General features: G+C 44.2%; 9 protein-coding genes, 1 tRNA gene and 1 pseudogene. 4 read left to right on the top strand and 7 right to left on the bottom strand.

Going from position 1 to position 13,940, the window contains the following annotated elements; translation table 11 throughout:
• Positions 1-32 precede the first annotated feature (32 nt).
• From R7E78_RS04845 to R7E78_RS04830, 4 genes and pseudogenes are all read right to left on the bottom strand, one after another.
• Positions 33-488 (bottom strand): MarR family winged helix-turn-helix transcriptional regulator, encoded by a 456-nt coding sequence (locus R7E78_RS04845; RefSeq protein WP_017820057.1) that lies wholly within the window; start codon positions 486-488, stop codon positions 33-35.
• 187 nt (positions 489-675) lie between these two features.
• Positions 676-3,837, bottom strand: a complete 3,162-nt coding sequence (locus R7E78_RS04840; RefSeq protein WP_318057699.1) for an efflux RND transporter permease subunit — start codon at positions 3,835-3,837, stop codon at positions 676-678.
• A 2-nt stretch (positions 3,838-3,839) separates the two neighbouring features.
• Complete coding sequence (locus tag R7E78_RS04835) at positions 3,840-4,979, bottom strand: efflux RND transporter periplasmic adaptor subunit (protein ID WP_005388411.1); 1,140 nt, start codon at positions 4,977-4,979, stop codon at positions 3,840-3,842.
• Positions 4,980-5,445: 466 nt separating this feature from the next.
• Positions 5,446-7,083 (bottom strand): annotated as a pseudogene (locus R7E78_RS04830) (methyl-accepting chemotaxis protein).
• A 773-nt stretch (positions 7,084-7,856) separates the two neighbouring features.
• On the opposite strand from R7E78_RS04830, the gene R7E78_RS04825 reads away from it, so the two are divergent.
• A complete protein-coding gene (locus tag R7E78_RS04825; protein ID WP_318057698.1) occupies positions 7,857-8,846 on the top strand; it encodes a Solitary outer membrane autotransporter beta-barrel domain in 990 nt (329 codons plus the stop codon).
• 5 nt (positions 8,847-8,851) lie between these two features.
• Here R7E78_RS04825 and R7E78_RS04820 read toward each other — a convergent pair whose 3' ends face one another.
• Positions 8,852-9,100, bottom strand: a complete 249-nt coding sequence (locus tag R7E78_RS04820; RefSeq protein WP_005378271.1) for a hypothetical protein — start codon at positions 9,098-9,100, stop codon at positions 8,852-8,854.
• An 816-nt stretch (positions 9,101-9,916) separates the two neighbouring features.
• Between R7E78_RS04820 and R7E78_RS04815 the strand changes: the two genes are divergently transcribed.
• The 3 genes from R7E78_RS04815 (at position 9,917) to R7E78_RS04805 (ending at position 12,721) form a co-directional block, all read left to right on the top strand.
• Positions 9,917-11,248: a cytochrome ubiquinol oxidase subunit I gene (locus R7E78_RS04815; RefSeq protein WP_318057697.1), complete on the top strand. Its 1,332-nt coding sequence runs from the start codon at positions 9,917-9,919 to the stop codon at positions 11,246-11,248.
• A 2-nt stretch (positions 11,249-11,250) separates the two neighbouring features.
• The gene (locus R7E78_RS04810) at positions 11,251-12,243 is read left to right on the top strand and encodes a cytochrome d ubiquinol oxidase subunit II (RefSeq protein ID WP_017820054.1); all 993 of its coding nucleotides are present in this window, start codon (positions 11,251-11,253) and stop codon (positions 12,241-12,243) included.
• A gap of 349 nt (positions 12,244-12,592) precedes the next feature.
• Positions 12,593-12,721 carry a hypothetical protein gene (locus R7E78_RS04805; RefSeq protein WP_318057696.1) on the top strand — a complete coding sequence of 43 codons (129 nt, stop codon included), beginning with the start codon at positions 12,593-12,595 and terminating at the stop codon, positions 12,719-12,721.
• Positions 12,722-12,994: 273 nt separating this feature from the next.
• Here R7E78_RS04805 and R7E78_RS04800 read toward each other — a convergent pair.
• Positions 12,995-13,082 (bottom strand) — tRNA-Ser (locus R7E78_RS04800).
• Between the two features lie 144 nt (positions 13,083-13,226).
• A complete protein-coding gene (locus R7E78_RS04795; protein WP_005378276.1) occupies positions 13,227-13,676 on the bottom strand; it encodes an L-alanine exporter AlaE in 450 nt (149 codons plus the stop codon).
• Between the last annotated feature and the right edge of the window lie 264 nt (positions 13,677-13,940).

The following is a 13,940-nucleotide window of genomic DNA, read 5'->3' as shown; positions in this document are numbered from 1 at the left end:
AAAATAAAGACGCTAGACGGCATTGATGTAAGTTACTGGTCGTGATTCGCAAAAGTGAGCTTTCTTACCAGACGAAAAAATTCAGTCGCTTCAGATTCCGACAAACAAGAAAAAAACTCTTTCTGTAAATTCGTCATGATTTGATGAACTTGCTTTAAAGCATTTGCCCCCTCTTTTGTCATGCTTAGCATTTTAAGGCGCTGATTCGATTTACTTTTAGAAACTTGAACAAACCCTCTCTTTTCCAGATTGTCCACCATCCGCTTTGCTACACTTCGCTCAGTTCGAACCGCATCAGCTAACGCTTGCTGGCTCATAGGCTGAAATTCTTCTAAAGCGGCCAGTGCACTTGCCATTTCTAGTGTCATCAAATTTTGCCGAGAGAGCTCAGCTTGGGCACGATTGCGGTACATGCGCTGCATCACACCACAAACAAACATAGGGCTTTGATCCAAAACGGAAATTGGGGAAACTTTCTGATCTTTCATCGTCGTTTTTCTTCTTTAGGCTTCCATTCGGTCGAAAAGGCTGTGCTGATACTGCACACAACACGCCGTCTTTCAGGCTCGCGTCATAGACGGTAACCACCAAGTGAAAACATAAAATAAAGAGCGCCGAAGCGCCCTTTAATCGTGTTTATTATCACTAGTATAACTCAGTTAAAACAACCAAGTCCTACTCGCTTTGCTGAGTGGGTTTAGTGCTGGTCTCAGACAACTCTGCCTCCGACTCTTTTCTCGCACGTCGATCAAACAATCGCTCAACCACTACAAAGAAGATTGGGACGAAGAATATACCCAATATCGTGGCACTGATCATGCCACCAAGTACGCCGGTACCCACTGCGTTTTGACCTGCTGATCCCACACCTGAACTAATAGCTAGTGGTACCACACCCAAACCAAAAGCAAGCGATGTCATGATAATTGGGCGCAGACGAACGCGAACAGCATGTAAGGTTGCTTCGATAAGCCCAGCGCCTTTCTCATAGTAGTCCTTTGCAAACTCAACAATCAGAATGGCGTTTTTGGTTGCCAAGCCGACCGTCGTTAATAAGCTCACCTGGAAGAACACATCGTTATCCATACTGCGCGTCATTACCGCAAGCACAGCACCAAGCACACCAAGAGGAACAACTAACACCACGGCGAAAGGTACTGACCAACTTTCATACAAAGCGGCAAGAACTAAGAATACGACGAGGATAGATAGCGCATATAGCATCGGCGCTTGGTTTCCGGAAAGGCGCTCTTCATACGAAATACCATTCCAGTTCACCGTGAAGCCTTCCGGTAGCTTTTCTACCATTGCTTCAATTTCTTCCATGGCTTCACCAGTACTTACACCAGGAGCTGCACCGCCTTGAATATTCATTGCTGGCAAACCATCAAAGCGCTGCAAAAGAGGAGACCCATAGGTCCACTCGCCACTCGCAAAAGCAGAGAAAGGCACCATCTCTCCTTTAGCGTTGCGTACGTACCATGAATCGAAGTCTTTTGGCTGCATGCGGTATTCCGCATCACTTTGCACCATCACTTTCTTCACACGACCGCGGTCAATATAATCGTTAATGTAAGCCCCGCCCCATGCAGCTGACAGGATTTGGTTTACGTCATTGATACTGACATCCAAAGCACGAAGTTTGACGTGGTCAATGTTCACTTTGTACATTGGCGCATCTGCCTGACCGTTTGGACGAACACCAACAAGTTTCGGGTTTTGTGCTGCCATGCCCAGAAGTTGCCCTTGAGCCGCAACTAATGCATCGTGCCCTTTATTCGACGAGTCTTGGAGATAGAAATCGAAACCTGTCGAGTTACCTAGCTCTTGAATCGCTGGAGGGGCGAACGCAAACACCAAAGCTTCTTTAATAGTAGAGAAGTACCCCATCGCTCGGCCCGTAATGGAAGCGGCATCGGCGCCTGGCGCTTCACGCTCAGACCAATCTTTCAGGCCGATAAATGCCATACCCATATTTTGGCCTTGGCCTGCGAAACTAAATCCAGCAACGGAGAAGACAGATTTTACATTGTCTTTTTCGTCTACTAGATAAAAGTCACGCATTTTCTCAAGTGTTTTTTCCGTCTGCTCTTGTGTTGAGTTAGGCGGCAAAATAGCCATTGAGAATACTGTGCCTTGGTCTTCATCTGGCAAAAATGACGTTGGAAGGTTCATAAATAACCAGCCAGCACCTGCACTCATTGCCAAAAATACAACCAACATGCGACCTGTGCGTTTTAAAAGTTTAGCAACACCGGTTTCATAGCCAGCTGTCATCGCATCAAACTTGCGGTTAAACCAGCCAAAGAAGCCTTTCTTTTCTAGAAGCTCAGCATCGCCTTTTTTCAGTAATGTTGCACATAATGCTGGAGTCAGAATTATCGCAACCAAAACGGAAAGCGTCATAGCCGCCACAATAGTTATTGAAAACTGACGGTAAATAACCCCGGTAGAACCAGACATAAACGCCATAGGGACGAATACCGCTGAAAGCGTCAACCCCACACCAATCAGGGCACCAGTGATCTGCCCCATCGATTTTTTGGTCGCTTCTTTGGGCTCCAACCCATCTTCATGCATCACACGCTCGACGTTTTCCACCACAACGATGGCATCATCCACCAGCAAACCGATAGCCAGAACCATCGCGAACATGGTTAACGTGTTTACGCTAAATCCAGTCGCGTACAAAATAGCGAAGGTTCCGAGCAATACGACAGGCACTGCGATCGTTGGAATGATCGTCGCACGGAAGTTCTGCAAGAACAGGTACATGATTAAGAACACAAGAAGAATAGCTTCTAATAGCGTTTTAGCCACTTCTTGAATCGAGGCTTTGACGAATGGCGTTGTTTCAAATGGGTACGCAATCTGCAACCCTTCTGGGAACGTTGCACTCAGTTGTTCTAAGCGCTCTTTTACCGCATTGGCTGTCTCAAGCGCGTTTGCGCCAGTACCTAATGAAATACCTAACCCCGACGCTGGGAAGCCATTATATTGGCCTCGAATATCATAACTTTCTGCACCACGCTCAACGCGAGCTACATCTTTCAAATAAACATTCGAACCACTGGCGTCGGACTTAAGAATGATGTCTTGGAACTCTTCTACACTGCTCAAACGACTTGCAGAAGAAATCGTAGCATTCAACAACTGACCTTCCTGCGCAGGTGCCGCACCCAGTTGACCTGAAGAAACTTGCGCGTTCTGTTCACTGATCGCGTTCGCTACATCGATTGCGGTCAAGTTGAACTGCGTAAGCTTAAATGGATCCAGCCAAACTCGCATCGCATACTGCGCACCAAACGCCTGCACTTGTCCTACGCCAGTTACACGACTTATCGGGTCTTGAATATTCGTTACAACAAAGTCGCCGATATCGTTTTCTGTAAAGTCAGGATCTTCAGAATAAACTGCGACAACCATGAGAAATGCCGTATTGGATTTATTGACGACAATACCTTGGTTTTGTACCTCCATCGGCAATGAAGTCAATGCCAATTGCAGTTTGTTCTGCACCTGTACTTGCGCGATATCAGGATCAGCTTCGCTATCAAACGTCAGGGTAATTGTCGCATTACCAAATGCATCACTGCTCGATGATAGGTAGCGAAGGTAATCTAATCCCGTCATGTTTTGCTCGATAACTTGCGTTACCGAGTCTTCAACGGTTTTTGCTGATGCACCTGGATAGCGAGCACTGATGGTGATCGTCGTCGGTGAAATCGTTGGGTATTGCGAGACGGGTAAATTGAATAATGACATTACCCCCGCCAACATCGTTAGAATCGCGAGAACCCAAGCAAATACCGGACGATCGATAAAAAATCGTGCCATGATTACTCCTGTTCACCGTTTTGGATAGTTACCGAACTGCCTGGCCCTACCTTTTGTAAACCGGCGGTAATGACTTTATCACCCGCGTTCAAACCATCAATAATGCGCCATTGGCTATTGATCGCTTCAGCAGTCTTCACTGGTTTCGCTTCCACTTTGTTCTCGCCATTAACCGTCATCACTGTCGCTTTACCTGTCGCATCACGAGATACCGTATTTTGTGGTATTAGAATCGCATCAGGGTCGACACCAGTAATGACCGTCGCACGAACAAACATTCCAGGTAGCAACAAACCGTCAGGGTTTGGGAATTCGGCACGAAGCGTCACGCTGCCCGTACTTTCGTTCACATTGACCTCAGTAAATTTCATTGTGCCTTTGTGTTCGTAAGTGCTGCCATCTTCAAGCATCAATGTAACTTGCGCAGAGTCATCTTCTTGCATATGGCCTTGGGAGAGTGATGCTTTCAAACGCAGCAGTTGCGCGGATGATTGCACAATATCAACATTGATAGGGTCAAGCTGCTGAATGGTCGCTAATTTGGCAGCTTGGTTAGCCGTAACCAACGCACCCGCTGTCACACTCGATTTACCGATCACCCCGCTAATCGGAGCTTTGACTTGCGTATAATCTAAGTTGATTTTTGCTGTGTTGATCTTGGCTTTTGCGACTAGGACCTGCGCTTTCGCTTCTTTGTATGCCGCTTCTGCTTCATCCAAGTCTTGTTGGCTGATGGATTTTTTGGTGATCAAGGTTCTGTAACGCTTCACCGTGGCATAGGTCGACTCTGCCGCAGCTTGCGCACGGATTAATTCCGCTTCAGCGCTCAGCAAATCCGCCTGAAATGATGAATCATCAATTTGATATAGCGACTGCCCTCGTTCAACAAGGCCACCTTCAACAAAATTTCGCTCCGAAATAATGCCAGTGACTTGCGGACGAACTTCCGCTTCTTTGAATGCTCGGCTACGACCCGGCAACTCTACTGTCAATGCTTGGCGCGTTGGCTGCACTGTTAACACTTCTACTTCGGTTGCGGGCGCAGGACCACCACCTTGGCTCGATCCTTCTTCGCTAGGTTGACATCCAACCACAAAAAGGCTCGACGCAATCAGCAGAGATAGCGTGGTTTTACGTCTCATGAATTTTTCTCTCTTATCTACCGACAAGCCTTCAAGATTCCTTATTAAAAGCTTCTAGAATGACTTAATAATGACTAAAGGATGTATATCCAGAACAAATTAATTAGGATGATAAATACCCAGTGTTGTACATACAACAAAATTTACAGTTCTATACGCTTACGAAAAACGTTTATGGTAAAGGTGTTATGAAGTTCTCAAATTTGAAGATTTTGGGTTGGAAATCACATTTTCCTGTGTGCAATTGCAATGGTTAAAAAGCAGCAAAAGTGATGATAAAAGCATCATCACGCTGTACAGAGTTTGTTACCGCTGTCTAGGGTTATTTGCCCACTCTGGTATACGAACTAAAGTGAGAAAGGAATGTAAATATAGTCGAAATTTCACAAGTCAGGTTCGCCACTTATCTAAAAAATAACCCGCTAAGAAGCGGGTTATTTCGTCAGTGAGATTGCTGTTCTCAAGCTTATACTTTGAACTGACTGACCTGATGATCTAAACGTTGAGTTTGCTCTGACAACATGGCTAAAGAAGCTTGCGCTTGGTTTACGATTTCCACAATTGAAGTGCTACTGTCTGCAATGCCTTGTACGTTGCTATTTACTTCGTCACTTACTGTACTTTGCTGGCTCGCAGCCGTTGCAATGTGTGTATTCATCTCGTTCATACGTGAAATCGCGTTCAAGATTTCAGAAAGGGATTCACTCGCTCGGCCAGCGGACTTGATCGTTTCATCACTGCTATTTTGGCTACCGCGCATCACTTCTACAGCTTGTCCTGCACCAGATTGTAGCTTTTCAATCATGGTTTGGATTTCTCCCGTACTCTGTTGCGTACGACTGGCTAAAGAACGAACCTCGTCCGCTACCACAGCAAAGCCTCGCCCTTGCTCTCCAGCGCGAGCCGCTTCAATGGCTGCGTTAAGCGCTAATAAGTTTGTTTGCTCGGCAATACCACGAATTACATCCAGTACGGACGCAATGTTACTCACATCATGATCCAATGTGTTAATGACGTGGCTTGCGCTTTCGATTTCACTTGCGAGGCTACGAATTGAGCTAACCGTTTGATCCAAAATAACATTGGTATTGGTAAGTTCATCATTCGCTGTTTGGCTCGCAACCGCAGCTTCGTTAGCGCTATCGCTTACATTTCTGCTGGTGACTTGCATTTCATGCACTGCCGCCGCTACCGCCTCGCTATCTTTTTGCTGAGAAACGGTCGAGTTCGCGATGGTCGTGGTCAACGAGCTAAGATTTGCCATTTCGTTACGTAAGGTATTTGAGCTTTCAATTACCTGAGCGACTGTCATTTGAATTTTGGACACAAACTGGTTAAATGCGTCTGCTAAATTGCCAATTTCGTCTTGTGTTTTTACATCGATTCGCTGACTTAGATCACCTTCACCGGACGCAATTTCTGTCATCGCATTTTTAATATCATTGATAGGCTTCACAACCGTTTGTAACAACAAAAAAGCCATCGCGATAGCGGCAAAAATAACAATCACAATGCCAGCCTCAAGAATGAGTTCTGCTCTTGTTGCAGCCGCTGATATTTCGTCCTTCAATTGGCTTTGCTTTTCTTCTATTGCATCTTTTACAACGTTAAGCTGCGCTCTAACCTCGATAAATTGGTCTTCAAAGGTATGTTTGTGCTCATTATAGTAACCACGCCATTGAGATTGAGGTAAACGTAGCATCGCTTCATAACTTACTAACCATTTTTCACCCAAAGAGACAAGCGTTCGAACTTCATTACCATGTGTAGAAGGCATCACACCGGCTTGTGATAGCTCAATCATTTGTTCCATACGTGGCAGCGCTTTGTAGGCGTTGTCTTTGTATTCACCGATGTGATGATCAATATCGTTTTGAGTATCAGAAAGTGCAACACCTTGGATTGCAGATGTTGCTTGGTAAAGATCGCGATAAGCATCCTCAATCGTTAATAAGTTCGGCACGATCTGTTCGTTGAGTGTCTCACTCAATTCAGATTGCTTCCAACTTGTCATAACGTTTCATAAAGAGCTCACAATAAACAATCCAATAATCAATGACAGCGGAATCACTATCTTCTGCTTGATCGTTAAGTTCTGGAACATGAATAGACTCTCTTTATTTATGGTATACAAACTGCCGGAAATTATATCAAACAAATAGAGTATACCATTAGGTAAAAGAGGCTATTCAACATGAAATCTAATGACTTTTTGACAAGGGTTCTAATTTCAACAATTAGTTGATTTTATACAAAATTTAACAAAGAGATCTTTTCAAAAGATGCAAATTAAAATGCTCTTTCAAAACGAAAAATATGTAACAGAAAGTGAATTAAAAGGGACCACATTTTGAAGAATAGATCGAATCAATGATTTACTGAGAACACATACAAAATACAGTTTTTGGATTGAGCACGACCGCGTAATATGCAAAGGTCCGAAAATTTCTTCTAAAGCTCAAAAAACCATTGTTTATCTGACGTATTTAGGGTTACTCCGTGAGGATATTAGTCGTGATGTTGGCAGACAGGATGCTTACAAGTTTTCGAAGTTAACCAGTAGCACAGTGAACGATTCAGATTTTCTTGAGCGCCAAGGCAATAAAAAAGTTTGCTATTTTGCTTTCAAGAGACGCATTCAAGAAAATAATGCAACCTAGCCACAAAGTCTTGCTACATCTTCAGAAAAGAATGATGTTGCTAAACAAATCTGGTGCAGCATACACATTGAAGCTAAACTCGTTTAAGGAACTTTTTCATATCAATATGAGAAAACATAGATTTCTCAAAGTTACACAGACCATTCAACGATTAAACTAATGTTAGCGTACCGATACGTCCGAAAACTCCATGCATGAACCATTTAAAAGAGCCAAAATGTTCCAACCCAACTTCGCCTCAGTGGAGTGGCGAGTCGTTTCGCTCGCTCTCCTACTCTCTCTACCTCATACTGCTCATGCGGATCCACTAGATAAGGAAATTAGCAACCTTCTTCAACAACGTTTTTCTATCGCGGTGTTGCTGTCCGATACTGACGCAATTGCGTTTGGTATTGGCGACTTTGATCCGAATGCATTATTTGATACCGCCAACCCAGAGTTCGGGACTGACGAGTCAATCAATGAACGTCGAAGCAAATCCGTATATGTTCTCCCTTACACGACTAACTTTGACATAGAGGGCAGCGAGGACTTACATGAGCTGTCGTTTAAGGCATTTACGATACAAACAGAGAATGATCTCAAACTATTCGGCACAAGTAAGGATCTTCTCAAGGAAAGGACATACGGTGCATCGATTGGTTATGGGTATCTATACAAAGCAAGTGAAAACGTCACCCTTAGCACCAGAACGACGACTCACCTTGTGCGTTATGAAAACTCATTCTCTACCGATAATAAACTTTCCTCCATCATTGGAAGAATCCTAGACGGCCGTGCCGTTAACGTTTCAGCATGGGCGGCATTAGTTCAACCATCCATTAAAGCCAAATACACGTCTCCCACAAGTTGGGGGAAATGGCATGCCAGTTCGACATTGAATTCATTCATTGGGCACAGCTGGGGAAGCGCAAATAACGGCAATATAGGCAACCCTAAAGGTTGGTACCTATCTAATGAAATCACCGGTTACTACAATATTTATCACGGTGAGCAAGCTTTATTTACTGGGATTAAAAGAGTCGACCTTTCGCATGATTTAAGCGACGAACTTGGAAGTCCGCATTACTACGAAGCTTCTATAGGATGGCTATTTTATGCACCAAAGCCCTTTGATTGGTTGGACAATTTCGGCATAGGCGTTAACTTCAACTACGGCTCGACTCTCAGAGGCGGCAGCATTCAGCTTTACTACAACAAACAATAAAGCCGTCAATACAGGAACCAGTTGGTAGCATATATAACAAGAAGAACTAGAAGACACAAAAGGAATGGCAGAGTTAGCGTCTTCGCAAACTTTTTCATGAGACTTGGGTTATCAAACACCACACCTTCCGCTTCTCTTACCCTTCGCTCTTCGTCAAAATGCCATTTAATGGCTAAGTAGGCTCCTATCCCTAATACAATAAGCTTAAAAGCTCCAGCAAAGTAAGGAAAGAAATTAGCCCAACTGTCATTCATTATCCATCTCCATCAAATTCAATATCAGCTTTGCGGTGGCAGAATCCAAAATTCATGTAGAATGCCCCCCTCAAAGTCAGACTCTCTGGCTAGCGCCAGTCTACTGCTCGAGATAGCTGTCCACAACTCTCTTTACCATATCGGCATCTATTAATTATTTAATAAATAATAAGAAAGACACTAGCACACTTGCTGAAAAGTAAGTGTCAGTTTGGATTGAAACTCATCAGGACTCGAAAATGGTCCGCAGTCGACTTGTTGATCTAGTGAAAGCCGAATTACCTAGCGCCAAATCGTTCGCTAGTATAAAAATGTAGCCTATCGCACTTCTGGTCGAGTGCTAACGAACTTATGATGCATATGTCATTAGCAGTGCAATTTTAAGTTTATCAATTAGCTAAAGTTTCCCACCTTAACTGCCAGTAAGTTTGCTGTGTTTGAGATGTTCTCGACATGACTAGTGTATAAATAGTATGGAGGTTCAAAGTGAAGGCAAGGCAATTTTCCTTACTAAAAATATTGTTTTTGTAATTTTATTTCAGGATTATCGAAACCATCATAAGGATAATTCGAACTAATCTTAATCCATGCTCCTTCAGTTACATTTGCTTTCTTTTACTCACTTCTCGCGACTATTAGTGGCATTTTGAGACAATTTCCTACACTCCTTTCTTTCCCTTAGTTGATATAAATCATGGTTAGAAGAAAACAGAATCACCTGTATTTCTCAATACATGAATCCAAACTGCCCGACTTTTCGTAACTAAATTACAGATAGACACGATTTTTAGTATGGCACGTTTTTGAGGAACCAAGATGTTAGATACCCTCATGCTGTCGCGGATCCAGTTCGCGGCCAATATCAGCTTTCACATTCTCTTCCCGACCATCACCATCGCGTTGGCATGGATGTTGGTGTTTTTCAAGTGGCGATATAACCGCACCCAAGCCCCCGTATGGCTCGATGTTTATTACTTCTGGGTCAAGATATTCGCTCTTACTTTCGCCTTAGGTGTGGTATCCGGCATTACGATGAGTTTCCAGTTTGGTACCAACTGGCCAGGCTTTATGGAACGAGTCGGTAACGTAGCAGGACCATTGCTCGGATACGAAGTGATGACCGCCTTCTTTATGGAAGCCACCTTCCTTGGCGTGATGCTTTTTGGACGAGGACGAGTGCCGGAATGGGTTCATACTCTCGCCACCGTTCTGGTTGCTGTTGGGACAAGTATGTCCGCGTTTTGGATTCTAGTGCTTAACAGCTGGATGCACACACCAAGTGGCTATGAAGTGATTGACGGAATTGTACATGTAACCAGTTGGAAGGAAGTTATTTTCAATCCTTCTTTACCTTACCGTCTTCTGCACACGCTATTAGCATCGGCGCTGACTGCCAGCTTCTTGATTGCGGGTATCTCAGCTTATCAAATAATGAAAAAGCCAGATCACCGCTCAGCCAAACTTGGCCTAAAAGTCGCGCTGTTCGCGGCGGCTGGATTCATCCCAATTCAAATCTTTGTCGGTGACCTTCACGGGTTAAACACGCTTGAACATCAACCTGCAAAAATCGCAGCGATGGAAGGCGTGTGGGAGACCGAGCAAGGCGCGCCTCTTCTTCTGTTTGCGATGCCAAATGAAGAAACTTGCAGCAATGATTTTGAAGTGGGCATCCCAAAGCTGGCGAGTTTGATTCTTACGCATGACTTAGATGGGGAAATCCAAGGACTTAACGAGTTTGCACCTGACCACCCGCCAGTGAAGCCCTTGTTCTTTGGTTTCCGCGTGATGGTTGGTGTTGGTGTCCTTATGTTGCTTGTTAGCTGGTATGGCGCGGTGAAGCTAGCACGTAAAAAAGCGCTACCTAAACCTTACCTGTACACGGTATTAGCCATGACGTTCTCTGGTTGGATAGCCACACTGGCGGGTTGGTATGTTACTGAGATTGGTCGACAACCTTGGTTGGTCAGCGGTGTATTGCGAACATCCGAAGCCGTCACCACGGTTGCGAGCAGTAGCGTGATGACTTCGCTCATTATGTACTTAGCCATTTATGCTGCATTGCTGGTTGCGTACATCCATACCCTATTCTATTTGGCGCGCAAAGACGTTGCAGCCCATGAAGTCCCACTGACACAACAAGAGGCCTAATCATGCTCGACTATCTACCAGAAATTTATCTTCTGCTGCTTGGCTTCTCGGTCTTTATGTATGCCGTGCTCGACGGCTACGATCTTGGCGTCGGTATCCTTTTACCGAGTGATAATGAAGCGCAACGTGACCGAATGATAGCGTCTATCGGCCCTTTCTGGGATGCGAATGAAACGTGGTTGGTGTTAGCCGTCGGTATTCTGCTGATTGCCTTTCCTACTGCTCATAGCTTGATTTTGACGGAACTTTATATGCCGACCGCGATTATGCTTATCGCACTGATCATGCGTGGCGTGGCGTTCGACTTCCGAGCCAAAGCGAACTCGGATCATAAACCTCACTGGGATTGGTGCTTCAGAATTGGCTCGTTAGTCACCGCGCTAACCCAAGGCTACATGGTGGGTCGTTACATCATGGGATTTGAACAATCAACCGAAGCATTTGGCTTTGCTTGGTTAAGCGCACTTTGTGTAGCGGCGGCGTACGTTTACATCGGTGGCGCATGGTTAGTACTAAAAACGGAAGGTGATTTGCAAATACGCTCGGCCCGTTGGTCTCGCCGTGCTGGTTGGTTAGCAGCCTTAGGAATCTTGGTGGTTAGCGTTGTAAACCCAATTGTAAATCAACAAGTTGCCTTGCGTTGGTTCAGCTTCCCAGAAATCTTGTTGCTTGCCCCAGTTCCGTTAATTGTATTGGCAACCATCTTCCTAGTTGATCGCTATTTGCGTCAGGTTCCAATGGTGAATGATCTGGGTGTGCGCTGGCCTTTCTTTGGTGTCACTGTCATTTTCGCGTTGAGCTTTCTCGGGCTTGCGTATAGCTTCTTCCCAGAAGTTGTGCCGGGATTAATGACCGCACAACAAGCTGCCTCCTCGCCTGCGACGTTAATAATCGTGGGCTACGGTGTGATGATTGTTATGCCGGTGATATTGCTTTACACCTTTGTGGTATACCGGATCTTCAAAGGCAAAGCGACAGAACTTAGCTACAAGTAGGAAAGGGAATTCCTCAACAAAGCGCCGCTGCTCATGCGGCGTTTTTTTGCAGTACTCAACGACTAAAGTATCTACCCAAGGCGACTGAGTGGGAACGCTGAGAGAATGTAGCGGCAGCCAGTAGTTTGTTCCTAACTAGAACGAGATAACCGCTTCTCAACTATAGCGATACAGGCACAAAAACAGAAAGAATATTTGATGTTACAAAAGGTAGACCGCCACTTTAAAACGCTTTGAGTATTTTTTGCGCTCAATGAGGAGCAAGTATACTTATGCTTTTTATGACTTGTGAACACTCAATTGCATGTTATGTTGCTGTTGAAATCGTACATGAAATAAGGACAAGAACATGAAGATAAGATGCAAAACGACGCAAAGCATTGAAAAATTTAACCCTAATGACCTCAATCTAAACACAGATCTCTTTGGTATGATTGCTGTTGTATTCGTGTTCATGGCTGTTTTGCTTAGCATCTAGTAGCAATACGTTCATTCTTGTGGCCGTATTCATACCTCATGTGATATGGGTGCTAAATTCTAGATTAAAGCGGATGGGCTAACCCGCACCAATCAGATTATGGCTGCCTCTGTATAGCTTCTTCAATTTTGGCGTTGTATCGAGGTGAGATATGAACAGTTGGCTTGTAGATAGAGTTGCGTTTGCACTCTGAGTACTCTTATGTACTTTCAATGACGCATTACTTTAGTGCAGATATGAAAAAAGGCCTGATAAATCAGACCTTTTAGAATGTGGCGGTGAGTGAGAGATTCGAACTCTCGATACGTTGCCGTATACACACTTTCCAGGCGTGCTCCTTCAGCCACTCGGACAACTCACCGAATCAAATTTTGGTTAGCATCATTGGCTAACGAGGCGCTAATTTAATGATTATGTGCCTGATGGTCAAGGCTAAACATAAAAAAAAGCGCCCTTTTCGAATCGATTGCTCACTAAGTAACTAAATTGAGCAAAACTGGGGCATTTACATGCTTTGAGAATAACCGGGAACACGGAACCAACGGCGGCACATATCCAAGAAGTACCCATACAACACACCCATGCCACAAGAAATAACAGCGTTACTTGCCACTGCGGTCACAATTTGATCTGTAGACGCGCCAACTGCGAATAAGATACCCGCATAAACTGGAGATTGAAATAGTACATAAGCGACCAGATCGGAGATGTTTTTCATAAAGGAAGACGGTGACACCTTACTACCTTGATGCAGCACCCAATCACGAAAAACCCCATACGGCCAAGCAATAGCGATATTCACTGGAATCGATAGCGTACGCGATGCTAGAGATTGCTCAAATGTCATCCCTGAAATCAAAATCTCGACAATCATCCCTGTGATAAAGCAAAAAACAACCATAGCAAAGGTATCCGCTGCGGCGTGACGAATACAAAATGGTCCACGAGACTTCATTTACAAAACCCTTAAAATCAAACACTGCAATTAATAAAAATAATAAAACTATTAACCACTAAAAAGACATCAAGCCAGCTAATGATGCAATTAGAACACACAAAAACTAGCTTATGGTTCTGTATTTAAAATTAAGTTGTAAATTTATAACCAACTTTTAAAGTAAAAGTAGTTTTTTTCACCAATGGCGAGTAAAAACGCCTAAAATTACGTAAAAATGGTACAAAAACACGGATTTCACTTAAATAAAAAGGGGTTACGATA

Source organism: Vibrio sp. YT-19(2023), from assembly GCF_033337395.1.
This window is presented reverse-complemented; position numbering and strand designations above follow the sequence as displayed.